The following is a 22,888-nucleotide window of genomic DNA, read 5'->3' as shown; positions in this document are numbered from 1 at the left end:
TGGTGATCTGTAATGACTGCGCAATACAAAATTCCCGAATCAGTACTGGTCGTCATCCATACCGCCGAGATGGAAGTCTTGCTTATAGAGCGCGCTGACCGCCCGGGATTCTGGCAATCGGTGACTGGTTCCAAGGATGTTGAGAACGAACTCTTGCTGGAAACCGCTGTCAGAGAAGTGGCAGAGGAAACCGGTATTGTTGTACAGAATTTATCGACGCCGGTGCCCGCAGCATCGGAGTTTTCAGCTGTTGCCCTGGAAAATCTACAAGACTGGCAACTTTCCAACGTTTATGAAATCTATCCTGTGTGGCGTCATCGCTATGCACCAGGTGTGACTCAAAATACCGAGCATGTATTCGGTTTGCTGGTGCCGCGTGAGATACCGATAGTGCTGGCACCGCGCGAGCATCTGAATTTTATTTGGTTGCCGCATCGGGAGGCTGCTGACAGGTGTTTCTCTTCGTCGAATGCCGAAGCGATATTGCAACTTCCCACGCACATGAAGATTTGAAGCGGATATATTTTCATCTGATGGATTTTGGTTTTTAACTTACGTTTAAGACTTAGGCCATACAACAGCATGCAATTACGTATCACGACGTACAACATACACAAGGGCGTCTCCTCCTTCGGCAGTCGCCCGCGCATACACGCACTCAAGCAAGCAATTAATTCGATGAAGTCCGACGTGTTATTCCTGCAGGAAGTGCAGGGGCGGCATGATTTGCACGCCCTCAAACACGCGACTGATTGGCCCGAGTTATCGCAGCAGGATTTTCTCGCTGGCGATTCGCATGAATGTGCGTATGGCATGAATGCAGTTTATGACCACGGTCATCATGGTAATGCGCTGTTGAGCTGCTATCCCATCCTGTCGTCGCGCAATCAAAACATCTCCGATCATCGCTATGAGTCACGTGGCATCCTGCACTGCGTCGTGCGGGCGCCGGAAGCCGAAGTACATTGCTTCGTGATTCACCTGGGTTTGTTTGCCGGTAGCCGTAAGCGCCAAACGGAAGCATTGATAGAAGCGGTGACCAACTCGGCCAAGCCGGGTGAGCCCCTCATCATCGCCGGTGACTTCAATGACTGGAGTAATGACCTGAGCGAAGAGTTGCGTGCGCGCCTCGGTGTGAACGAGGTCTATGATGAAAACCTCGTCAAACGCGGCTTTGGTACCTATATCCGGCAACTGGCCGGGCGCGGTCCCAAGATACAGCCAGCACGTACTTTCCCGGCCGCCATGCCCTTTTTAAGGCTGGACCGGATTTATGTACGCGGTTTCAAAGTAGAATCAGCGGAAGTCTTGCATGGAGCGATCTGGTCCAAGCTGTCTGATCACGCACCTTTGGTTGCTACCCTGCGCCTGAAATAGCATCTGGTTGGCCGCCGACAGAGCGGCGGCGCATGCGGTTATGCGCTTATAAAACAGCTGGCAAGGGACGGCCTGTGTATTCCTGCCTTACTTTAGTCAGCATTCCGACTCACCATTCATTGCAAGGCATTCCTGCTTATGCGTTCAGTCAGTTTCACCGGCAATAACGACATCCAGCTCCTGCATTGTGGCGGTGAATACTTTCCTGCATTGATCCAGGCCTTTGACAATGCGACGCAGGAAATCTATCTTGAGACGTATATCTTTGCTGATGATGTCACGGCGAATCTGATCAAGGAAGCCTTGATACGTGCTGCGCAACGCGGCGTGATAGTGAATGTGCTGACCGACTGGCTGGGTACCGGCAACAAGGAATCGGCCTTGTTGCATCGGGAATTCCAGAAGCATGGTGTCGAGCATCGCAGCTTTAATCCACTCTTCATACGCGGCATCGCCCGCATGCATCGCAAGGTGTGCGTGGTTGATCGTATCGAAGCCTTTCTTGGCGGCCTGAATATCGTCGATGACATGCATGACGATGGTGACGTGCATATAGCCTTGCCTGCACCGCGCTGGGATTTTGCCGTGCGCGTGACTGGGCCGCTGGTAGCGACCATCCATTGGGAAGTGGCTGTGCATTGGGCGCGCCTGGGTAGCCTGAGCTGGCGCACGCGCTGGGCGACGTTCAGGGAGCTGCGCCAGAATAAACCGAGTGATGCGCGCGAGCCCATGGTGGCGGGGCTGGTGATGCGCGATAACTTGCGGCATAGGCGCACGATACAAACCGCCTACCTGAAGGCACTCGGTAGCGCGCGCCACACTGCCTTGCTGGCCAATCCTTATTTTGCACCCGGGCGCCGCTTGCGCAACGGCCTGGCGCAGGCGGCGCGGCGCGGAGTCGATGTGACCTTGTTGCTGGGCATAGGTCACTATCGTTTCCAGGATGTGGTGGCGCGTTCCTTTTATCGCGGCTTGCTGAAGGCAGGCGTCAAGATAGTTGAATATCGCAAGACCCATTTGCATGGCAAGGTCGCCGTGATTGATGACACCTGGGCCACCGTTGGTTCCAGTAATTGCGATGGCTTCAGCCTGTTCCTGAACCAGGAAGCGAATGTGGTGGTGCTCGATACCGAGTTCGCGCAAAAACTGCGGGCACAAATAGAGCAGGGTATCGCCGATGGCGTGGTGATGAACTGGGAAGAGTACGCCAACATCCCGCTCTACAAACGCATCTTTTATCGCTTCTCCTACTTCATCTATAAAAACATGATGCGTGTCATGACCTGGGGTAAGTCTAACGAGTAGTGATCGCTTGTCACCATCATCACTTCGGAAGACTGCCGTCTATAGATAGTAGATTTCAGGCCCTCGCCGACGTACATTTCAAAATAGATTTAAACTACGCTCTGTAACGTGGCGCTGATATACATTGGATATATGATCAATGTAGTCGGCGCCACTATTCTTTAGACTGCCGATTAATGGGTTAGAGCGATATGTCCACGCAGAGTAGTGCAACAGCGCAGCAGGGGATGACAGAACAGGACGGCTTGCCGGAGCACGAGCGGCGTTGGGCCATCGTTTCAGTCGCGATCGGTGTCGGCATGGCTTCGCTGGACACGGCGATTGCAAATACCGCCTTACCGGCTATGGCCTTGCAGTTGAACGCGACTCCCGCTGATTCGGTCTGGATCGTGAATATTTACCAGCTGGCGATGGTGGCAACCCTGTTACCGTTTGCTGCGCTGGGAGAGATACTCGGTTATCGCCGCATTGCGATTTTTGGCTTGTTGCTCTTTACCGCTGCTTCGCTGGCTTGTGCCTATGCCTGGTCGCTGCCGACGCTGGTGATTGCGCGTTTCTTTCAGGGTGTCGGAGCCAGCGCCATCATGGGTGTGAATACTGCCTTGCTGCGCTCCATCTATCCGGCGCGCATGCTGGGGCGCGGCCTGGGTACCAATGCACTGGTGGTGGCAGTGGCCTTTGCGGTCGGCCCGACCACCGCTTCGCTGATCCTGTCGGTGTGGTCATGGCCCTGGCTGTTCGCGGTCAATGTGCCGCTGGGGTTGTTTGCCTACTTCCTGGCGCGCAAGGTCTTGCCGCATACCCGTCGTGCCACGCATAAATTCGATGCGTTGACTGCCATCTATAACGCCGGTGCTTTCGGTTTGCTCATCCTCGCCATCGGTGAAGGCGCGCATCTCAGCGATGCCAAAACTGTGGCGCTGGAATTATTCGGCGCGCTGGTTTTCTTCATCCTTCTGTTACGCCGACAAAAAGGGCATGCTGCGCCTATGTTGCCGGTGGATTTGTTTCGCCGTCCGCTCTTCACTTTGTCTGCGTTGACGGCTGTCTGCACGTTTGCGACGCAAAGCCTGGCCTTTGTTTCACTGCCGTTTTACTTTGAATCCGTGCTTGGTCGTTCGGCGATAGAAACCGGCTTCCTGATTACGCCGTGGGCCGTATTGGTCGGCATCATGGCGCCGATAGCAGGACGCCTGAGTGATCACTATCCGCCAGGTTTGCTGGGTGGTATCGGTTTGTCGGTGCTGTCGGCGGGCATGGTGTCGCTGATATTGATGTCGCCTGATGTGTCCGTGTTCGGCATTTGCTGGCGCATGGCGATATGCGGCATAGGCTTCGGCTTTTTCCAGGCACCTAATTTGCGCGCCATCATGAGTAGCGCACCACCGGAGCGTGGCGGCAGTGCCAGCGGTGTGGTCGCGACTTCGCGCTTGCTGGGACAGGCATCCGGCGCAGCCCTGGTCGCCTTCTGTTTCATCATCTCGACGCAACACGGTGAAACGCTGGCACTGGCTCTGGGCGCAGTGTTTGCAGCGATCGCCAGTATTGCGAGCTTCATGCGTTTGTTTGTGCAGCAACCCAAATAAAAAAGCGGGTCTCATTCCGAGGCCCGCTTTTTTTATATCACTAAGCTGTCTGACTTAGATGTGCAGCCATGCGCCTTTGAAGACGATAGGTCCGGTCGGACCATTCGGATTCGGTGAGCCACCTTTCGGTTCCAGCGTGACGGCCAACAAAGGAATCGAGTCAGGCGTAGATCCCGCAGGCATAGGCAAGGTCACCGTACCATCGGCGGCGATCAGGCCGAGTGAACGTGGCGCACCGTCTTTCGGTACGGCCCACAATTCCAGACTCTTGTCTTCAGCCACAGCCTGGCGTGTCACCACCTTGATGACCATTTTGTGATTATGCGCATCGCCGGTTACCAGTGCGATAGGTTGCGCCTGTTCGTTGGTCAGTGTGGCCACAAACATAGGTGCTGGCGGCACGGCGACTTCCGGTTGACGTGTCAGCAGGATGGCGATCAGCACAGTAGCCAAAGCAGTCGAGGTCATGCCCAGGCCACGCCAGAAACTCAGGTCTTCGCGCAGGCCTAGCCAGAAGGATTTACGGCTTTGCTGTTCCGCTTTCTTCAAGCCTATCTGTTTCGAAATGGCGCGCCATACTTCCGGCGACGGTTGCTCCGGCGTTGCGAACTCGGACATTGGGTTCAATCTGTCCTGCCATTCGCTGATCGCAAAACGGAGTGCTGCATCATCTTCCAGCCACGATTCCAGGCGTCGACGTGCGCCTCCCTTGAGGGTGCCGAGTGCGTATTCGGCGGCCAGCATTTCCCTTAAGGTTGCATTTTGTCGGACGTTTTGCCGTATGGTCATACGCCCTCCAGTTTAGTCAGGCACAGGCGCAGCTTTTCCAGCCCGCGTCGTACCCAGGTTTTGACGGTGCCTATCGGCAGTGCCAATTGTTCGGCGACTTCGCTATGCGAGAGGTCATGGTAAAAAGCCAGTGCTATGGCTTGCCGGTGCAGGCTTTCCAGCTTGGCAAAGCAGCGTGCCAAAGCCTTGGATTCGTCCGAGATCTGCAATGCTTCGATCGGGGTCGGATCTACACTTTCCAATGCGTCCATGACTTCCTTGTCAAAGTGATCGGCATCGATTTCCACTGCGCCATCGATTCGGCGCAAGGTATCGAATGCCTTGTTACGCACTATGGTGGTCATCCAGGTCATCGGAGCAGCCAGACCAGCTTGGTAGCTGGCTGCGTTGTTCCAGATGCTGACAAAACTTTCCTGTAAGACTTCTTCCGCCAGTTCGCGCTTAACTAATATACGTAGCGCGAAGCCAAACAGTTTCGAAGAAGTTGCATCGTAGAGTTGGCGGAAGGCGTCGCCATCCTTGCGGGCGGTGGCGGCGAGCCAGGTTTTGAGTTGGCGGGTATCAGTTGTCAATTTTCAGTCCGTTTCGAAGTAGGTCGGCGTAAGTGCTTGATTGATAACATTGCTGTACCGTATTTTTTATTCTTGCAATGCGCAGGTTACCTCATGCTACACACAAAAAATATGCTTTTTTTAACAATCTGCGCCGTCCATTGAGGCTCGCGCCACTTCTTTTTCATAGCTGGCTACAATGGGGTTTTACTGACAAACGAGTACGGAAGCACGATGGCGACTGAGAATGTGCGTTTGGATAAGTGGTTATGGGCGGCCCGGTTCTTCAAAACCCGGACGCTGGCGACCGATGCCGTTGACAGGGGCAAAGTGAAACTGGAGCAGGAGCGAACCAAGCCGGCTCGTACGGTCAAATGTGGTGATGTGCTGCAGATAGATAATGGCTCGACCGAGTGGGAAGTCGTCGTGCAGGCTTTATCCGATGTGCGAGGTTCGGCTGAAATGGCGCAGAAGCTTTACACGGAAACCGAACTAAGCCTTATCCAGCGGCAGCACGAAGCGGATCAGCGCAAGTTCTTCAAGGAGCCCGGCCTGGGTATCAAGGGCAGGCCGACCAAGCGCGATCGCCGCTTGCTGGATAAAACCAGTCAATAAGATAGTGTGCAGCGCGTCAAAGTCGCTGTCATGCGCTAGTATTCAACTAGCAATTTAATAAATCAGTAAATCAGCCGCGAGGAGACGTTTATGGGTCAATACATTGCACCGTTACGCGATATGCAATTTGTACTGCACGAATTACTACATGTTGCAGATGAATTGAAGGTTTTACCCAAGCATGCTGAGATCGACGCCGACATCATCAACCAGGTGCTGGAAGAAGGCGGCAAATTCACCTCTGAAGTCCTGTTCCCGCTGAACCATAGCGGCGACCGTGAAGGTTGCAAACTGGACAGCACCACACACGAAGTCACCCCACCCAAAGGTTTCAAGGCCGCCTACGAGCAATACGTGGCAGCGGGCTGGCCATCGCTGACCTGCGATCCGGAATACGGCGGCCAGGGTTTGCCTATGGTGTTGCAAAACTCTTTTTATGAAATGCTGAATTCGTCGAACCAGGCCTGGACCATGTATCCGGGTTTGTCGCACGGTGCTTACGAGTGCCTGTATGCGCATGGTACCGAACAGCAAAAAGCGCTGTACCTGCCGAAGCTGGTGTCCGGAGAGTGGACCGGAACCATGTGTTTGACTGAAGCGCAGTGCGGTACCGATCTCGGGCTGTTGCGCTCGAAAGCCGAGCCACAGGCAGACGGCTCGTACAAAATCACCGGCAGCAAAATCTTCATTTCCGCTGGCGAGCACGATATGGCTGCCAACATCCTGCATCTGGTGCTGGCTCGCTTGCCGGATGCACCGGAGGGTACCAAAGGTATCTCGCTGTTCATCGTGCCTAAATTCCTGCCGGATGCCGATGGCAAGCTGGGCGTACGCAATCCTATCTTCTGCGGTGCACTGGAAGAGAAAATGGGCATACACGGCAATGCGACCTGCCAGATGAATATCGATGGCGCTACCGGCTGGCTGATAGGCGAACCGAACAAAGGCTTGAACGCGATGTTCGTGATGATGAATGCAGCACGTCTCGGCGTCGGCATGCAATCGCTGGGCCTGACCGAAGTGGCGTATCAGAATGCCCTGGTCTACGCAAAAGACCGCCTGCAAATGCGCAGCCTGTCCGGTCCCAAGGCAACCGACAAACCGGCTGATCCCATCATCGTGCATCCCGACGTACGTCGTATGCTGCTGACGGCCAAGGCCTATGCCGAAGGTGGTCGTGCGTTCAGCTCCTACGTTGCGCTGCAAATCGACAAGGAATTGAATCATCCGGATGAGGCAGTGCGCGCCGAAGCGGTGGATGAAGTCGCATTGTTGACACCTATCATCAAAGCCTTCCTCACCGACAATGGCTGGATCTCGACTTCGGAAGCGATGCAAGTCTATGGTGGTCACGGCTTCATCTCCGAATGGGGCATGGAGCAATACGTGCGCGACTCGCGCATCAATATGATTTATGAAGGCACCAACACCATCCAGTCGCTGGACTTGCTGGGCCGTAAAATCCTGCTGGATAACGGTGCCAAGCTGCGTAAATTCGGCGCCAAGATACAAGCCTTCATCGAAGAAAACGGCACCGATGAAGCGATGTCGGAATTCATCACACCATTGGCTGACCTCGCAGACAAGGTCACCAAGTTGACGATGGAAATCGGTATGAAAGCTTTCCAGAATCCGGATGAGGTCGGCGCGGCTGCTGTACCTTATCTGCGCGTGGCCGGTCATTTGGTCTATGCCTACTTCTTTGCGCAAATGGCAAAGATCGCATTGGCCAAACAGGATGACAGCGATCCATTCTATAAATCCAAGCTGGCGACCGCGCGCTTCTACTTTGCACGCCTGTTGCCGGAAACCGCGATGCTGATACGCCAGGCACGCGCCGGTTCGGCCAGTCTGATGGCACTGGATGCCGAATTGTTTTGAACTTCAGGCCAGCTCGTTACGATAGAAAAATACGCATTACTCATTGAGAGGTTTAGGCATGTCAAATTTCATCGTCAGGAAAGTCGCCGTATTAGGCGCGGGCGTGATGGGCGCGCAAATTGCCGCGCATTGCGTGAATGCCAAAGTGCCGGTCATATTGTTCGACCTGCCAGCCAAGGAAGGCCCAAAAAACGGCATCGTCTTGCGCGCGGTCGAGAACCTTAAAAAACTCAGTCCGGCACCTTTGGCGAACGTTGATTACGCGCCTTTGATCGAAGTGGCGAACTACGAAGATGACCTGGAAAAGCTCAAGGATTGCGACCTCATCATCGAAGCGATCGCCGAGCGCATGGACTGGAAGCATGACCTGTATAAAAAGGTTGCGCCGCACATCGCAGCCAACACCATCTTTGCATCGAATACTTCCGGCCTCTCCATCACCGCATTGTCCGAAGGATTTGCAGCGGATTTGAAAGCCCGTTTCTGCGGTGTGCACTTCTTCAACCCGCCGCGTTATATGCATCTGGTGGAATTGATACCGACCGCCGCGACCAAAGCGGAAATCCTTGATCAGTTGGAAGGCTTCCTCACTTCGACCCTGGGCAAGGGTGTGGTGCGTGCCTACGATACGCCTAACTTCATTGCCAATCGCGTCGGTATCTTTGGCATGCTGGCTACCATGCATGAAGCTGAAAAATTCGGCCTCACCGTGGACGTGGTGGATGACCTGACCGGTAGCAAGCTGGGACGTGCCAAATCAGGCACCTTCCGCACTGCCGATGTGGTCGGTCTCGACACCATGGCGCATGTGATCACCACCATGCAAAACACTTTGCAGGACGATCCTTTCTTCCCGGTATATAAAACGCCGGACATCCTCACCAAGCTGATAGGTGGCGGCGCACTCGGACAAAAAGCCGGTGCCGGGTTTTATAAAAAAGTCGGCAAGGATATCCTGCGCATCGATCCGGCCAAAGCAGATTACGTCGCCGGTGGCGGCAAGGCAGATGACTTGATCGGCCGCATCCTGAAAGAAAAAGATCCGGCCAAGCGCATGAAAGCGCTGCACGACTCCACCAATCCACAAGCGCAATTCCTGTGGGCCATCTTCCGCGATGCCTTCCACTACATTGCCGTGCATCTGGAATCCATCGCCGATAACGCACGCGACATAGACTTCGCCTTGCGCTGGGGCTTCGGCTGGAATAATGGCCCGTTCGAAACCTGGCAAGCCGCAGGCTGGCAACAGATCGCGACCTGGGTCAAGGAAGACATAGATGCAGGCAAGGCACTCAGCAATGCGCCGTTGCCGGCATGGGTATTCGACGGACGCAATGGCGTGCATGCGGCGGATGGTTCATGGTCGCCCAAGCAAAAGAAAAACATTCCGCGCTCCCATCTTCCTGTCTATCAACGCCAGGCCTTCCGCGCTGCGCTGGTTGGTGACAATGGTGCGAATGGTCAGACAGCAGGTGCCACCGTATTTGAAGATGAGTCTGTACGCATCTGGCATCAGGATGATGAAGTCCTCATCCTGTCCTTCAAAACAAAAATGCACGTCATCGGTGCCGGCGTCACTGCAGGCATCAAGCGCGCGATAGAAGAAGCAGAGCAGAACTACAAAGGCCTGGTCATCTGGCACGCGGATGCCGCCGAAGGTGGCGCGTTCTCGGCGGGTGCTGATTTGCAATCGATGCTGCCGCTCTTCATGTCTGGCGGTGTGAAAGCGATAGAGCCCGAAGTCGTCAAATTGCAGCAGGCGCACCAGGCATTGAAATATGCGAATGTGCCGGTGGTTGCCGCGGTCGCCGGACTGGCGCTGGGCGGTGGCTGCGAATTGCTCCTGCATGCCGCCAAGCGTGTTGCTTCGATCGAGTCCTACATCGGTCTGGTTGAAGTCGGCGTCGGCCTCATTCCTGCCGGTGGTGGTTTGAAAGAAGCGGCTGCTCGCGCGGCCAGCGATGCGCGCGGTAACGACATCCTGCAATTCCTCAAAAACTACTACATGAACGCAGCCACGGCTGCGGTCTCGCGTTCCGCACTGGAAGCGCAAACCATGGGTTACCTGAAGAGTGATGACATCATCGTCTTTAATGCCTATGAGTTGCTGCACATCGCGAAGACACAGGCACGCGCCATGTTCGACGCAGGCTATCGTGCACCACGTAAAGCACTGGTGCCTTTGACCGGTAAATACGGCCTGGCGACGATAGGTGCGCAGCTCCTCAATATGCGTGATGGTGGTTTCATCTCGGCACATGATTACAAGCTCGGCATGATGATTGCGGAAGTCGTCAGCGGCGGTGACATCGAGCAGGGCAGCCTGGTCGATGAGCAATGGCTGCTGGATCACGAGCGCAAGGCCTTCATGGAATTGCTGAACAACCCTAAAACCCAGGAACGCATCATGGGCATGATGCAGACCGGTAAACCAGTGCGCAACTGATCAGGAGCATAAGATGAGCAAACAACTTCAAGATGCCTACATCGTTGCCGCGACACGTACGCCTATCGGTAAGGCGCCACGCGGGATGTTCAAGAATACGCGGCCGGATGATTTGCTGGTGCATGCCTTGCAATCAGCTTTGGCGCAAGTGCCATCGCTGGATCCGAACCTGATTGAGGATGCCATCGTCGGCTGTTCTTTCCCGGAAGCGGAGCAGGGTTTGAACATGGCGCGCATGGGCGTGCTGCTGGCAGGTCTGCCGAAGACCGTGGGCGGTGTCACAGTGAATCGCTACTGCGCATCCGGCCTGACCGCAATTGCCATGGCAGCGGACCGCATCCGTGTGGGCGAGGCTGATGTCATGATCGCTGCCGGTGCCGAGTCCATGTCCATGGTACCTATGATGGGCCACCATCCGTCGATGAACATGGGCATCTTCAAGGAAGAAAATATAGGCATGGCCTACGGCATGGGCCTGACCGCAGAGAAAGTCGCGACGCAATGGAAAGTCAGCCGCGAAGCACAAGATCAATTCGCACTGAATTCACACCTGAAAGCATTAGCGGCGCAGCAAAGCGGCGAATTTAATAATGAAATGACGGCGGTGGAAATCGTCGAGCGCTTCCCGAATCTGTCGACTGGCCAAATTGATGTCAGCACCCGCATCGTGAACATGGATGAAGGCGCACGTGCCGACACCAACCTCGAAGCACTCGCCAAACTGCGCCCAGTGTTTTCGCCTAAAGGGTCAGTCACTGCAGGCAACAGCTCGCAAACTTCGGATGGTGCAGGGGCGCTCATCCTGGTCAGCGAAAAAATCCTCAAGCAATTCAACCTGACACCGCTGGCACGCTTCGTCTCCTTCGCCGTGCGCGGCGTACCACCGGAAATCATGGGCATAGGTCCGAAGGAAGCGATTCCGGCCGCCTTGCGTGCTGCAGGCCTGAAGCAGGATCAGATGGACTGGATAGAGCTGAATGAAGCCTTTGCCGCGCAAGCCTTGGCTGTTATTCAGGATCTGGGCCTTGATCCGGCCAAGGTCAATCCTATGGGCGGCGCGATTGCGCTGGGCCATCCATTGGGCGCGACTGGTGCGATTCGCTCGGCGACCGTGGTGCATGCACTGCGTCGCAAGAATCTGAAGTATGGGATGGTGACGATGTGCGTGGGTACGGGTATGGGGGCTGCGGGGATTTTTGAGAAAATGTAAGGCAACACCGCCTCATAAAAAAGCACAGGATTTATACCCTGTGCTTTTTTTCTGCCCGATGGCCTTGTTCATTCCGTCCGCGATCAACTCTGCTCGAACCATTCAACGGCATCGGCGCCAGCAGGAACACGGAATGCAGTCGTATTGTCTTGCGTCACTTGCCAGACCACTTTGGCGACATCGATCGCATGCGTTACTGCACCCTGGTAGTTCTGGAATCCCGACAGCACTGCATTCATGGTGGCTGCATAGTCATCAGGAAATGTCTGCGCGACCCGTGCATGAGCATTGCTGGCAAATGCGGTTTCCGGTGCCATGCCGGGCAATACCGTACCCACCCTGATATTGAATTCCTGCAGCTCCAGTGCCAGCGATGCGGTGAATGCGACTATCGCTGCCTTGCTGGCCGTGTAGACCGGTAGCAAAGGTGTCATCGTCAACGTCACAGACGATGCCACGTTGACGATGACACCGGATTTGCGTGCGCGAAACTGCGGGAGCAGGGCTTGCGTCATGGCCATAGTGCCAAACGTATTTGTCTCAAACACATCGCGTACCGCATCCATGCTCGTGCTTTCGAATGGTCCCAGCATGCCGACACCGGCATTGTTTACCAGGACATCCACGGGGCCGGCTTCCTCGACTGCACGACGTATGCTCGCGGCATCTGTCACGTCTAGTTGCAGGATGCGTAAGTGCTCGGATTGCGGCAAAACATCAGCGCGTGGTGTACGCATGGTGGCGATGACATTCCAGTTGCGTTCCAGGAAATATTTGGCGATTTCAAGACCGAATCCGGATGAACAGCCAGTGATTAAAACGGTTTTCATGTGCGTCCTCTCATCAATAGGGAGGCTCAACGATAGTCGTGATGCGGCAAACCATCTACAATAGAAAGTCTTAAATTTGTTTGCGAGAGTCCGAAATGGTTGATCCTTTGACCTCGGTTGTCACCCTTCTTCAGCCCAAGATGGCGTATTCAAAAATTGTGACCGGTGCCGGGCGCTGGGGTGTACGCGGTGAATTCGATGATGCGCCCTTGTTCTGTTGCGTCGTCCTGGAAGGGAGGATGCGCTACATGGTTGACGAGTCGCCATTGATAGTTGAAGCAGGCGATTTCCTGCTGATTCCTTCGATGTCGAAATTCTCGGTATCGAGTTTCGACGTGCCTGCCGATCACGAATGGCAAACGGAACCTGCATTGCTGGAAAACGGCGAGCATCGCAATGGTTTGCTATCAGTCGATGCCGATGTGAGAACGCTGGTCGGTTTCTGTCATTTGACTTCGCCAGATTCTGCCTTGCTTTTGACGCTGCTGCCGAAGCTGGTTCATATTCGTGGCGACCTCCGCCTGTCGGCGCTGGTTCAGTTGGTCATAGATGAGTCGCGCTCACAGCGACCCGCACGGGAAGTGGTACTTGAGCGCCTGCTTGAAGTGTTGCTGATAGAGGCTTTACGTTCGTCCAACAATGCGGGGACTTCACCCGGCCTGTTGCGTGGACTCGCCGATATTCGTCTGGCGAATGCCATACGGTGCATCCATGAAAATCCGGAGCAGCCGTGGACTGTTGCACTGCTGGCGAAAGCATCGGCGCTGTCGCGTTCCACTTTCTTTGAGAGATTCAGCACGGCTCTGGGTGTCACGCCGATGGATTATCTGCTGTCGTGGCGGATGGCATTGGCCAGAAATTTTCTTGAGCAGAAAAAGAGCATTGCAGAAGTGGCGGCGTTGGTCGGCTACAGTTCATCAAGTACTTTTACCGTTGCTTTCACTCGTCACACCGGTATGCCGCCTGGTCAATATTCCAAATCGCGCCTCCTTGCGGCGGTGGCCGACAAGGTGGATGCTGTTTCATGAATTGTTTTCAACTTTGAACGAGTGCTAGATAAAGCTCTCTGCTATTTGATGGCCGTTGCGATCGATAGTCGCATAGCAATTCGCCTGCTTGCTGGCAAACCATACTTCACCTCTGCATCAAGCAATTGCCTTAAGCGTTGTTCTACCGACGCAGACACAATCTGAAATCCGAGTTGTGCATACCAGGGGGCATTCCAACTAACATCGCTGAAGGTCGTTAAGGTGAGTGCAGACAAACCACGATCCGATGCATGTTTGTATGGCTCCTGCACCAATCGTTTACCTATGCCCATGCGCTGAAAGTCTGCGTGAACGGAAAGCTCCCAAATATGCAGTTCATCATCGAACTCCTCTGTGCAGATAAAACCTATGACTTGTCCGGCATCAGTCTGTGCAACCCAGACAGTCCCTAGCGAGATAAGGCATATAAGTACGGGCTCGGACAAAGTGTCACTGTCAGCAAGCCATTCCAGACCTGGTGCTGTTTTGAATAATTGGGCTGCCGACTTTTCGATGACGGGTAACAGCGCCGCATCTTGCAGACAGGCGGGACGGATAGAAAATTCCATATCTAAGGTGTGTAGCAATCAGATTTAAATTCTACGACAGAGGCATGATAAGCATCTGTTAGCAAAGTAATGCACTCAAGCAGTGCAAGCACGCACCACGGCGACCCCCTGCGCCTGCATCCGGCGCAATCCCTCATCTCCCTCTGAACACAGTCAGCAATTTGTCGACTATTTGCCGAAAAATCGTAGTGGCACAGACCTTGCTATGACGTAGTTAAGCTTGTACACAAGAAGGTATTCTAATTACCGATCTGGTGTTGGCAGGCCGAATGCGCGCTTACTCGTCAACTTAATAAGGATCAGCCATGCACCCACGCAGAAAATTTATTGCCTCCCTGATTGCAGCATCGTTTGTCTGTGCCGCAGCGTCTACATCAGCACTGGCAGCGGATCAGGTGATCCGTGTCGGCACTCTTAAACTGATGCATGGCATCACGCCTTACTTCTACGATAAGTTCACACCACCGGGCTACAAGATAGAAGTGATCCCGTTTGAAACACCAACCGATGGCAAGAATGCAGTCGTGACCAAATCAGTTGATTTCGGTACCTACGGCCTGGCAGCAGCGACATTGGGTGCAGCAGCAGGTGAGCCGGTCGTGATCGTCGCAGCGCAGTGCAATCGCGGCATGGCAGTGGTGGCACGTGCTGACAGCAAGATCGCTTCCATCAAGGATTTGAAAGGCCAGCGCGTCGGCATCCTGCCTGGCTCGACGCAGGAAGTGGTGATTCTCGATCGCCTGAAACAAGAGGGCATGACTGTAAAGGACATCAAGCCTGTGCGTGTCTCTTTCAGTGAGATGGCTTCCGCACTGGAACGCAATGATATCGATGCATTCGTCGGTGCAGAACCTGGTCCATCCATCAGCGTCAGCCGTGGCATCGGCAAGATAGTTGAGTACCCGTATTCGACGCCGACCGGCACCGTGAATATGGTCATGACCACGCACGCAGATAACCTGAAAAACAAACAGGAACTGATCAAGGTCTTCCTGAAGATACATCGTCAGGCTACCGAGTACGCAATGGCGAATCGTGGCGCCTTCGTCGAGATGTCGGAACAGAAGCTGGGCTTGCCAGCCAAGGTCGTAGAGCTGGCCGCGCCTAACGTCGAGCTGACCTGGAAACTCGATGATGAATGGATCAAGCGTGCCAAGTACTACGGTTCGCAAATGCTGGACAAGAAACAAATCCGCCAGTTGCCTGATTACGGCAAGTTCATTGATGCCAGCTTCAATCAGCAAGTGAAGTAAGCATGACGTATCAAGCAGCAAGTATCTAGCTTAGTTTTATCTGGAAGGATTTATCGTGGAACAAACCGTCGAGTTACCGATGAAAGTTGTCAGGCCTGAGTTGTGGCCGCGTATCAAGCGTAGCCTGACGCCGTTGATAGTGCCCCTGTTGTTGCTGTTGGGCTGGCATGTGGGTGTCAAGGCGTCAGGTACGCAGTTGATCCCGCTGCCCAAGGACGTCGGCCTGATGTTGTATGACTTCGCGTTCGGCGGTATCTACGACGATGCCTTCAGCGAAACCTTGCCGCTGCATTTATGGAAATCGGTCACGCGCGTCTACGGTGGTTTCTTCGCCGCCGCGCTGGTCGGTATTCCGCTCGGTTTGCTGATCGGTCGCATCAAGGTAATACGCGAGTTGCTCGATCCGACCTTGCAGTTGCTGCGTCCAGTACCGGTGACTGCGTGGTTGCCGCTGTCGATGATTTTCTTCGGCATTGGTCCGAACGCAGCGATTTTCCTGGTCTTCCTCGGTGCGTTTTATCCGATTGTTTTTAATACGACTTTTGGTGTGAAGGCAGTTGATAACCGTTTGTTTGAAGCGGCGCTGATGCTGGGCTGTAATGGCTCATCGTTGTTCCGTCAGGTAGTGCTGCCTGCTGCAATGCCATCCATCCTGAATGGCTTGCGTCTGGGGCACGGCTTCGCCTGGATTCTGATCGTGGTCGGTGAGATGACAGGTGTACCGGAAGGCCTGGGTGCGGTGATTATGGATGGTCGCATGTTGTCGCGTACCGACCTGGTGATTGCAGGCATGGTCGTGATCGGCATCGTTGGTTACAGCACCGATCGCATCCTGGTCGCGATCAACAATTATTTACTCAAATGGAGCCCGCAACATCATGTCTGATACATACTCCGAACGTCGCCCTTTACCGGCGATAGATATCAAAGGCGTCAGCAAGGTTTTTTCGATAGGCGGACAAACCGTGCAGGCTTTGCGTGAAGTGAACCTGACCATTAACAAAGGCGAGTTCGTATGCCTGATCGGTGCTTCGGGCTGCGGTAAATCGACGCTGTTGCGCATCATGGCTGGCTTTGAAACGACTTCTTCCGGTAGCGCAAATATGTATGGCATGCCTATCGACGGACCTAGTCCGGAACGCGGCATGGTGTTCCAGGATTACGGCTTGTTCCCGTGGTTGACCGTGAAGGAAAACATAGGCTTCGGTCAGCGTCAGCGTAATCTGCCCAAGGCCAAGCTGGAAGAACTCTCGGCTTATTACACCGATATGGTTGGACTGACCAAATTTGCCAATTACTATCCGGGGCAGTTGTCCGGCGGCATGAAGCAACGTGTGGCGATAGCCCGTGTGCTGGCGAATGATTGTGAAGTTTTGCTGATGGATGAGCCGTTCGGTGCGCTGGATGCGTTGACACGTGAAAAACTGCAGCAGGATTTGCTGGAAATATGGGAACGTACCAAGGTGACCGTCGTGTTTGTCACGCATGCGGTAGAGGAAGCCGTGATGCTGTCGGATCGGGTGGTGGTGATGACAGCTGGCCCGGGCCGCATCGAAGAAGATATCAAGCTGGATCTGGCACGTCCGCGCGATATTACGGCGGTCGAGTTCAATGAAATCCGGCGCGATATTACCCAGTATTTGACCAGTCACGTATCGGCCAAAGTCGCAGCCTGAAGTTGGCAGCAAAATAGTCGTAAAGGCGGAAATTCGCGCTACCATGGCATAGGATTTCCGCCCATGCGGAAAAAGAGCCAAATAAAATAACAACGTGAATCCGCTATGAATTCGATATATCACGGCATGGACCAGGCCGCTCTGGACGCCGGTTACAACAACTCGCTGGCGGTCAAGGATAGCCCGGCCATATTGAAAGATTTTGATCAGCGCAGTGCGGCTTTGCGCGCCGAGTACGGGCAGCGGCTGGATTTGCGCTATGGCCCGGCAGAACGCAATCGCATCGATTACTTTGCCGGCAACAAGCCGGGACCGCTGCTAGTGTTTATCCACGGCGGCTACTGGCAAATGCGTGCCAAGGAAACCTTCAGCTTTCTCGCTGCAGGACCGTTGGCGCACGGCATGCATGTCGCGCTGATTGGTTATACGCTGGCACCGGATGCGACATTGACTGAAATCGTGGCAGAGGTAAGGGCGGGCATCGCCTGGTTGCGGCAGCATGCCGCAGAGTTTGGCGCTGACGTGGAACGCATAGTCGTATCCGGTTGGTCGGCCGGTGGGCACCTGACTGCCATGTGCGTCGATGAGCCCGGTGTGATCGGTGGTGTGGCGATCAGCGGCATCTATGACCTGGAACCGATACGCCTGTGCTACCTGAATAACAAACTACAACTGAGTGCAGCGGAAGAGAAAGAGCTGAGCCCGTTACTGCTGCCGCTCAGTCCACGCCCGTTGACGCTGATGTATGGCTCGGATGAGTTAGCCGAGTTACAGCGGCAGTCCGAGCAGTTCGGTGCAGCGCGCAATGCCTTGCCGGGTGCGCTGGTGCCGCTGGCACAGCGCAATCACTTTACTATCCTCAATGATCTGGCCGCGGTCGATGGCGCGATTACGCGTGAAGTGTGCGTCATCGCCGGGATTGCTTAATTCGCTGCAGCGGCTATCGTGGCGTCGGAGCGGAAGCGCTGGCGGTAGTCGCTCGGTCCTATGCCCAATCGTTTCGAGAAGATGCGGCGCAGCGTAGCTGCATTCGTCAGTCCGCAACGGCGGGCAATTTCACTCAGGCCGAGATCGGTCGATTCCAGATAACGACGTGCCGCATCGATGCGGGCGTCATTGACGAAATTCATCAGTGTTAAACCGGTTTCCTGCTTGAAGACGCGCGACAGATTGCGCGCACTCATTTGCATTTCATCGGCGATGCTGAGCAGCGTATGCTCAACGTTGAGGTTGTTGAGTACATAGTTCTGTACTGCGGCAACCGGCGAATCGTTCTTGACCTGGACTTCCAGCAGCGGACTGAATTGCGATTGTCCGCCAGCGCGGCGCAGGTAGACGATGAGATACTTGGCCACATCGAGTGCCATTTGTTTGCCGAAATCTTCTTCTATCAAAGCCAGCGATAAATCGATGCCTGCTGTCACGCCAGCCGTGGTGTAGAGACTGTCGTCCTTCACATAAATCCGGTCAGGCTCTACCGTCGCCTTGCGGAACATGGACGCCAGGCGTGCGGCATCCATCCAGTGTGTGGTGACGGTCTTGCCATTGATCATGCCCGCCGCACCCAGTGCGAATACACCGTTACAGATCGCGCCTATGCGACGGCAGCTTTCGCCTTGCGCCGCCAGCCAGTCGGTCAGCGTGGTGTCTTCCAGGATGTCGAACACCCCAAGCCCGCCCGGCACGATCAGCGTATCAAAGTGCGGGCAGGGATCAAAGATGGTGCGATCCGGCATGACGGTCAGTCCGCTGGATGACTGGATAGGCCCGCGCGTGGTGGCGATGGTCAGGATTTCATATTCGCATTCGCCATTGCTGAGTACTTTGACCTCGGCAAAGGCATCGCCGGGCGCAGCGATGTCCAGCATCTGGAAACGGGGGAAGACGACGAGGCCTATCGTAATTTTGCGCATGAAAAGTGGTGTGCAGAAAAATTCGGGATTGGTATAAATCTGTGCAAATCATACCTGATGCAGGCCGCCAGTTGCATATAGACAGAATCAGGGGGCAAGCATTGCTTTGGCAGGATAGCCGCCATGTTTGGCGGATTAAGACCGCAGACTATGGTTTTGCTTTTTGCTCTTGCTTTGCATACTGGATACGGGTTCAGCACAGCTCATTTCGGGATGTGCGACTGCTTATTCAATCAGGAGAGCAAGATGGAAGTAGCAATATCCAGTGCCGAGGATGTAGGCCCGGCTTTTTCAGTAGATGGCATGTTGCAGGCGCGCGCCAAAACCCGTGAAGCGATACGTACCATCGCCGCGTTGGTGCGACCGGGCATGGTGGAAGAGGATGCGGTCGATATGGCGAAGCGTACGCTGATCGCTTCCGGCCTGGATCTGACCTGGCATCCGACGCGCATACGCTTCGGCCGGAATACCATGAAGGCGATGAAGCAGGCTTCCGAGCCGGGCATCGTGTTGCAGGAAAACGATATTTTCTTTATCGATATGGCACCGCGTTTTGCAGCATGGGAAGGGGATGGCGGCGCATCTTTTGTAGTCGGCCAGAACGCCGAGTACGCACGCTGTGCTGCCGATGCAGAAGAGATTTTTCATGCCGTGCGCAAGGTCTGGCTAGAGGAGCAGGCGAGCGGACAAGAGCTGTATCGCTACGCCGAACAGCAAGCACGGCAACGTGGCTGGGAATTGAACTTTGACCTGCCCGGCCATCGCGTATCTGACTTCCCGCATGCGGCCATACACACGGGTTCGCTGGCCGATTTTGCAGCGACACCATCCGGCATGCGCTGGATACTGGAAATCCATATCCGTCATCCGGAACAGCAGTTTGGTGCTTTCTTTGAAGACATGCTGCTGGACGACAGCAGCTATATCGTCGCCTGATCCGTATCAGTTGCCGTTCCGCTCAGGCCGATAGCTGCGCCGCCAGCCGCGCCTGGTGCAACATCTGTATTGTGATTTTCTTCACTTCAGATTGACTCAGGGCGATGTGGGCGCGCAGCAGGTCCTTGGCCTGACAGCTGCGTTTCTCGATGATGGCACGCAGGATGTGCGCATGTTCGGTATAGGTGACTTCTATGCGCATTTCCTTGGTGAATTCGAGACGACGGATGACGCGTATGCGTTCGGTGATTTCGTGATGTATGCGTGCCATCTCGACGTTGCCACTGGCTTCCACCAATTGTTCATGGAAGCGTTCGTCATGCACCGAGAGGGTGGGAACATCGGTGATGCGTTCATGTTCCGGTACGAACCAGAGCGCCGCCAGTTCCTGCAATAGTGGCGGTGCTTCCGGCATCGCGCACAATTGCTCGACGGCCGCGCATTCGAGCACGCTGCGTACATCGTACAGCTGCTCAAACATCTGGAAATCGAAGGGCCGGATTTGCCAGCCTGCCTTGTGCAAGACTTCTACATAGCCTTCACGCTGCAAACGGAATAATGCTTCGCGTACCGGCGTACGGCTCATTTGCAGGCGCTCGCTCATTTCGTTTTCGCTAAAGCGATCACCGGGCAGGAAGTGGAAATCAAAGATATCCGCTTTCAGCCGGGTATAGGCTTGCGAGGCGAGGCTGTCCGGCAGGACTTTGGCAAATTTAAGCTTGGGGATCATGGACGTTCCAAAAGTCAGTTCAGGCTGCCTTGTTGCAATATGCGCGCCAGCCACCGTAGGCCGTAATGTCCTGCGCACTTTCCAGTGCATAGGGTTCACAGATGAAACCCTTCACTAGCCTGCCGTCGGCCAGTTCCAGCGTGCCTATACCCAGTGGCGCGGGTACACCAGCGACAAAGGAGCCGAAGGCGGTGAGCGGGATATCCCATAACTCCACAGCAATCGCAGCGCCGTCCTTGCAGCGCGCCAGGCCGGGTTTGGGCGGGACGGTTTGTGCCAGTGCGTACAGGCGGTAATTGCTGGCGGTTAGGGTGCTTTCTACCAACAGGGCTTTGCGTTCAGTCAGCTCACGATTCAGTGGCATGCCGGTCAGGTGCGCACCTACCACAGCGATGCGCAAATGACCTGCCGGTACTTGCTCCTTGGTCGATGACGTTGCGTCAGCCCCGTTATAAGGCAATCCGGTAGCACCACGCGTCAGCCCTGTTTGCGCCTGCCAACGTTTTCCGTAGGCAGCCAAGGCCTGATCCGACCAGGCCGGGCCTATCAGCGTCAGGCCGAACGGCAGGCCGTCGTTACGCAGGTTGGCCGGTACGGCCAGAGCGCACCAGTTCAGCAGATTGACGTAGTTGGTGTACTTGCCCATATGACTGTTGAGGCGTACCGGATCGGCTGCTACATCGGCGATTTTGTAATGCGTCGGTGCGGTCGGTACCAGCAAGGCATCGACCGAGGCCATGATCTTGTCGGCAGCGCGCTTGAGATCGGCCAGCTTGTATTGCGCATTGAAGGTATCCGCCGCAGAGAATTCCTGCGCGCGGAAGATGATGTTGCGTACGACCGGATGGATGGCATCCGCATGTTCTTCGGCGAAGGCTGCAATGGCGGCATAGCGTTCGGCTACCCATGGGCCATCGTAGAGCAGGGCGGTGACTTGATCGAAGAGTGAGAAGTCGAGCGGGATGCATTCCGCGCCAGTGGCACGTACTGCATCCAGTGCTTTTGCATAAGCCGCTTCGGCCACAGCATCGCCATAGAATTCAGGTGCAGCCGGGATGCCGAAACGCGGTTTGGCTGGCAGTGTGGTTGACACTTGTTCCGGACGCGCACGGGAATAGGCATCTGCGTCATCGTAGCCCGCAGCTTGTGTATAGACCAGTTCTGCATCAGCGACGGTGGTCGCGAAAATGGAAACGCAATCCAGCGTACGGCATGCCGGTACTACGCCACGTCCGCTGAGTGAACCTACCGTTGGTTTCAGTCCGACGATATTGTTAAGTCCTGCCGGTACGCGACCCGAACCTGCGGTATCGGTGCCGAGTGAAAACGGTACCAGGCCACGCGCAACGACCGAGGCCGAACCGGAACTGGAGCCACCGGAAACATATTCCGCATCGAAGGTATTTGGCACGACGCCGTAAGGAGAGCGGATGCCGACCAGGCCGGTAGCGAATTGATCAAGATTGGTTTTGCCGATGACGATAGCGCCTGCATCCAGCAAGCGCCGTACCACGGTCGCATGTTGTTGCGCGATGTAGGCAAACTCGGGACAGGCTGCGGTAGTGCGTATGCCTGCCACATCGATATTGTCCTTGGCCGCAAACGGTACCCCGTACAAAGGCAGCTTGCTCAGATTTGGATCGGATACACGTCTGGCTTCCAGCGCTTGTAGTTGTGTTGCCAGATAAGGCTGGTCTATCAGCGTGATCCAGGCGGCATCATCCTGCGCCATGCTGTCCAGCAAGCCGGGAAGTAAAGATGCCGGTGTTGCACCGTCGCGGTAAGCGTTTTGCCAATCAACTATAGTCCATCCCAACATTTTGAATACCCTTATGTATACAAGTTTGTATTTGTCTTAGCATGAGTCATGCCAGTGGAAATTGGCAAGCTTTTGCTCACGGCAGGGCAGATGTGTGCACTCTTGCATGTGGCCTGTTTCGCCTTGGTGCGGGCGCGCACTTTTCGAGTGCGTTTGTATGTTGCGTACGATAAGAGTGCGCTTTCTTCTGCAGTTTTTCTCTCGCTACTCTCGTCAATTCTCTCTGTTGTTTTTCGCTGATGTTCACGTCGCGAAACACTTCACTTCTCATAGCAAATTTCATTTTGCTTCACATCGGATTGCATCCTTTTCACGCCTTCGCCGGAATCAGCTATGACAGAATTTGCGTCGCTGTTCCGCTGTAAAGATCAATT

At 54.9% G+C, this 22,888-nt stretch carries 21 protein-coding genes; 14 read left to right on the top strand and 7 right to left on the bottom strand.

The window, feature by feature from the left end; translation table 11 throughout:
* Positions 1 to 12: 12 nt before the first annotated feature.
* The 4 genes from nudB to IXC47_RS02075 all read left to right on the top strand — a co-directional run bounded on the left by nudB (position 13) and on the right by IXC47_RS02075 (position 4,268).
* Positions 13 to 513 carry a dihydroneopterin triphosphate diphosphatase gene (gene nudB, locus IXC47_RS02090; RefSeq protein WP_195874548.1) on the top strand — a complete coding sequence of 167 codons (501 nt, stop codon included), beginning with the start codon at positions 13 to 15 and terminating at the stop codon, positions 511 to 513.
* Between the two features lie 69 nt (positions 514 to 582).
* Complete coding sequence (locus IXC47_RS02085) at positions 583 to 1,377, top strand: endonuclease/exonuclease/phosphatase family protein (protein WP_195874547.1); 795 nt, start codon at positions 583 to 585, stop codon at positions 1,375 to 1,377.
* Positions 1,378 to 1,515: 138 nt separating this feature from the next.
* On the top strand, positions 1,516 to 2,682 hold the full coding sequence (gene clsB, locus IXC47_RS02080) for a cardiolipin synthase ClsB (RefSeq protein WP_175624899.1): 1,167 nt from the start codon (positions 1,516 to 1,518) through the stop codon (positions 2,680 to 2,682).
* A gap of 191 nt (positions 2,683 to 2,873) precedes the next feature.
* Positions 2,874 to 4,268, top strand: coding sequence for an MFS transporter (locus tag IXC47_RS02075; protein WP_195874546.1), 1,395 nt, complete (start codon positions 2,874 to 2,876; stop codon positions 4,266 to 4,268).
* Positions 4,269 to 4,322: 54 nt separating this feature from the next.
* Here IXC47_RS02075 and IXC47_RS02070 read toward each other — a convergent pair whose 3' ends face one another.
* Positions 4,323 to 5,057 (bottom strand): anti-sigma factor, encoded by a 735-nt coding sequence (locus IXC47_RS02070; RefSeq protein ID WP_175624901.1) that lies wholly within the window; start codon positions 5,055 to 5,057, stop codon positions 4,323 to 4,325.
* A complete protein-coding gene (locus IXC47_RS02065) occupies positions 5,054 to 5,629 on the bottom strand; it encodes a sigma-70 family RNA polymerase sigma factor (RefSeq protein ID WP_175624902.1) in 576 nt (191 codons plus the stop codon). Before IXC47_RS02065 ends, IXC47_RS02070 begins: the two co-directional genes overlap by 4 nt.
* A 213-nt stretch (positions 5,630 to 5,842) precedes the next feature.
* Here IXC47_RS02065 and IXC47_RS02060 point away from each other — a divergent pair, with 213 nt between their 5' ends.
* From IXC47_RS02060 to IXC47_RS02045, 4 genes are all read left to right on the top strand, one after another.
* Complete coding sequence (locus tag IXC47_RS02060) at positions 5,843 to 6,223, top strand: RNA-binding S4 domain-containing protein (protein WP_175624903.1); 381 nt, start codon at positions 5,843 to 5,845, stop codon at positions 6,221 to 6,223.
* Between the two features lie 90 nt (positions 6,224 to 6,313).
* Entirely contained in the window at positions 6,314 to 8,104 is a 1,791-nt protein-coding gene (locus IXC47_RS02055) for an acyl-CoA dehydrogenase C-terminal domain-containing protein (protein WP_195874545.1), read from the top strand.
* A 58-nt stretch (positions 8,105 to 8,162) separates the two neighbouring features.
* The gene (locus IXC47_RS02050; protein ID WP_195874544.1) at positions 8,163 to 10,550 is read left to right on the top strand and encodes a 3-hydroxyacyl-CoA dehydrogenase/enoyl-CoA hydratase family protein; all 2,388 of its coding nucleotides are present in this window, start codon (positions 8,163 to 8,165) and stop codon (positions 10,548 to 10,550) included.
* A 13-nt stretch (positions 10,551 to 10,563) separates the two neighbouring features.
* Positions 10,564 to 11,760, top strand: a complete 1,197-nt coding sequence (locus tag IXC47_RS02045; protein ID WP_175624906.1) for an acetyl-CoA C-acyltransferase — start codon at positions 10,564 to 10,566, stop codon at positions 11,758 to 11,760.
* A gap of 83 nt (positions 11,761 to 11,843) precedes the next feature.
* On the opposite strand, the gene IXC47_RS02040 is transcribed toward IXC47_RS02045, so the two are convergent.
* Complete coding sequence (locus IXC47_RS02040) at positions 11,844 to 12,590, bottom strand: SDR family oxidoreductase (RefSeq protein ID WP_195874543.1); 747 nt, start codon at positions 12,588 to 12,590, stop codon at positions 11,844 to 11,846.
* A gap of 95 nt (positions 12,591 to 12,685) precedes the next feature.
* On the opposite strand from IXC47_RS02040, the gene IXC47_RS02035 reads away from it, so the two are divergent.
* On the top strand, positions 12,686 to 13,618 hold the full coding sequence (locus tag IXC47_RS02035) for an AraC family transcriptional regulator (RefSeq protein ID WP_175624908.1): 933 nt from the start codon (positions 12,686 to 12,688) through the stop codon (positions 13,616 to 13,618).
* A gap of 41 nt (positions 13,619 to 13,659) precedes the next feature.
* Here IXC47_RS02035 and IXC47_RS02030 read toward each other — a convergent pair whose 3' ends face one another.
* Positions 13,660 to 14,187: a GNAT family N-acetyltransferase gene (locus tag IXC47_RS02030; RefSeq protein WP_195874542.1), complete on the bottom strand. Its 528-nt coding sequence runs from the start codon at positions 14,185 to 14,187 to the stop codon at positions 13,660 to 13,662.
* 305 nt (positions 14,188 to 14,492) lie between these two features.
* Between IXC47_RS02030 and IXC47_RS02025 the strand changes: the two genes are divergently transcribed.
* The 4 genes from IXC47_RS02025 to IXC47_RS02010 all read left to right on the top strand — a co-directional run bounded on the left by IXC47_RS02025 (position 14,493) and on the right by IXC47_RS02010 (position 18,043).
* On the top strand, positions 14,493 to 15,440 hold the full coding sequence (locus IXC47_RS02025; RefSeq protein WP_175624910.1) for an ABC transporter substrate-binding protein: 948 nt from the start codon (positions 14,493 to 14,495) through the stop codon (positions 15,438 to 15,440).
* 55 nt (positions 15,441 to 15,495) lie between these two features.
* Positions 15,496 to 16,326, top strand: coding sequence for an ABC transporter permease (locus tag IXC47_RS02020; RefSeq protein WP_233588345.1), 831 nt, complete (start codon positions 15,496 to 15,498; stop codon positions 16,324 to 16,326).
* A complete protein-coding gene (locus IXC47_RS02015) occupies positions 16,319 to 17,116 on the top strand; it encodes an ABC transporter ATP-binding protein (RefSeq protein WP_012080927.1) in 798 nt (265 codons plus the stop codon). Before IXC47_RS02020 ends, IXC47_RS02015 begins: the two co-directional genes overlap by 8 nt.
* A gap of 105 nt (positions 17,117 to 17,221) precedes the next feature.
* Complete coding sequence (locus IXC47_RS02010; RefSeq protein ID WP_175624911.1) at positions 17,222 to 18,043, top strand: alpha/beta hydrolase; 822 nt, start codon at positions 17,222 to 17,224, stop codon at positions 18,041 to 18,043.
* On the opposite strand, the gene IXC47_RS02005 is transcribed toward IXC47_RS02010, so the two are convergent.
* Complete coding sequence (locus tag IXC47_RS02005; RefSeq protein WP_195874541.1) at positions 18,040 to 19,029, bottom strand: GlxA family transcriptional regulator; 990 nt, start codon at positions 19,027 to 19,029, stop codon at positions 18,040 to 18,042. The genes IXC47_RS02010 and IXC47_RS02005 overlap by 4 nt on opposite strands.
* 246 nt (positions 19,030 to 19,275) lie before the next feature.
* Between IXC47_RS02005 and IXC47_RS02000 the strand changes: the two genes are divergently transcribed.
* Entirely contained in the window at positions 19,276 to 19,965 is a 690-nt protein-coding gene (locus IXC47_RS02000) for a M24 family metallopeptidase (protein WP_195874540.1), read from the top strand.
* A gap of 22 nt (positions 19,966 to 19,987) precedes the next feature.
* On the opposite strand, the gene IXC47_RS01995 is transcribed toward IXC47_RS02000, so the two are convergent.
* Both IXC47_RS01995 and atzF read right to left on the bottom strand, forming a co-directional pair.
* Positions 19,988 to 20,695: a GntR family transcriptional regulator gene (locus IXC47_RS01995; RefSeq protein WP_195874539.1), complete on the bottom strand. Its 708-nt coding sequence runs from the start codon at positions 20,693 to 20,695 to the stop codon at positions 19,988 to 19,990.
* A 19-nt stretch (positions 20,696 to 20,714) separates the two neighbouring features.
* The gene (gene atzF, locus IXC47_RS01990; protein WP_195874538.1) at positions 20,715 to 22,514 is read right to left on the bottom strand and encodes an allophanate hydrolase; all 1,800 of its coding nucleotides are present in this window, start codon (positions 22,512 to 22,514) and stop codon (positions 20,715 to 20,717) included.
* Positions 22,515 to 22,888: the final 374 nt, after the last annotated feature.

Source organism: Herminiimonas contaminans, assembly GCF_015645465.1.
GTDB classification, from domain to species: Bacteria; Pseudomonadota; Gammaproteobacteria; order Burkholderiales; family Burkholderiaceae_D; genus Oxalicibacterium; species Oxalicibacterium contaminans.
Note: the sequence above shows the minus strand (reverse complement) of the source record. Positions and strands in the feature narration are given on the sequence as shown.

Bases quoted from the DNA above. Each gene is read 5' to 3' on its own strand.
- nudB (WP_195874548.1), top strand. From the start codon at position 13: ATGACTGCGCAATACAAAATTCCCGAATCAGTACTGGTCGTCATCCAT.
- IXC47_RS02085 (WP_195874547.1), top strand. From the start codon at position 583: ATGCAATTACGTATCACGACGTACAACATACACAAGGGCGTCTCCTCC.
- clsB (WP_175624899.1), top strand. From the start codon at position 1,516: ATGCGTTCAGTCAGTTTCACCGGCAATAACGACATCCAGCTCCTGCAT.
- IXC47_RS02075 (WP_195874546.1), top strand. From the start codon at position 2,874: ATGTCCACGCAGAGTAGTGCAACAGCGCAGCAGGGGATGACAGAACAG.
- IXC47_RS02070 (WP_175624901.1), bottom strand. From the start codon at position 5,057: ATGACCATACGGCAAAACGTCCGACAAAATGCAACCTTAAGGGAAATG.
- IXC47_RS02060 (WP_175624903.1), top strand. From the start codon at position 5,843: ATGGCGACTGAGAATGTGCGTTTGGATAAGTGGTTATGGGCGGCCCGG.
- IXC47_RS02055 (WP_195874545.1), top strand. From the start codon at position 6,314: ATGGGTCAATACATTGCACCGTTACGCGATATGCAATTTGTACTGCAC.
- IXC47_RS02050 (WP_195874544.1), top strand. From the start codon at position 8,163: ATGTCAAATTTCATCGTCAGGAAAGTCGCCGTATTAGGCGCGGGCGTG.
- IXC47_RS02045 (WP_175624906.1), top strand. From the start codon at position 10,564: ATGAGCAAACAACTTCAAGATGCCTACATCGTTGCCGCGACACGTACG.
- IXC47_RS02040 (WP_195874543.1), bottom strand. From the start codon at position 12,590: ATGAAAACCGTTTTAATCACTGGCTGTTCATCCGGATTCGGTCTTGAA.
- IXC47_RS02035 (WP_175624908.1), top strand. From the start codon at position 12,686: ATGGTTGATCCTTTGACCTCGGTTGTCACCCTTCTTCAGCCCAAGATG.
- IXC47_RS02030 (WP_195874542.1), bottom strand. From the start codon at position 14,187: ATGGAATTTTCTATCCGTCCCGCCTGTCTGCAAGATGCGGCGCTGTTA.
- IXC47_RS02025 (WP_175624910.1), top strand. From the start codon at position 14,493: ATGCACCCACGCAGAAAATTTATTGCCTCCCTGATTGCAGCATCGTTT.
- IXC47_RS02015 (WP_012080927.1), top strand. From the start codon at position 16,319: ATGTCTGATACATACTCCGAACGTCGCCCTTTACCGGCGATAGATATC.
- IXC47_RS02010 (WP_175624911.1), top strand. From the start codon at position 17,222: ATGAATTCGATATATCACGGCATGGACCAGGCCGCTCTGGACGCCGGT.
- IXC47_RS02005 (WP_195874541.1), bottom strand. From the start codon at position 19,029: ATGCGCAAAATTACGATAGGCCTCGTCGTCTTCCCCCGTTTCCAGATG.
- IXC47_RS02000 (WP_195874540.1), top strand. From the start codon at position 19,276: ATGGAAGTAGCAATATCCAGTGCCGAGGATGTAGGCCCGGCTTTTTCA.
- IXC47_RS01995 (WP_195874539.1), bottom strand. From the start codon at position 20,695: ATGATCCCCAAGCTTAAATTTGCCAAAGTCCTGCCGGACAGCCTCGCC.
- atzF (WP_195874538.1), bottom strand. From the start codon at position 22,514: ATGTTGGGATGGACTATAGTTGATTGGCAAAACGCTTACCGCGACGGT.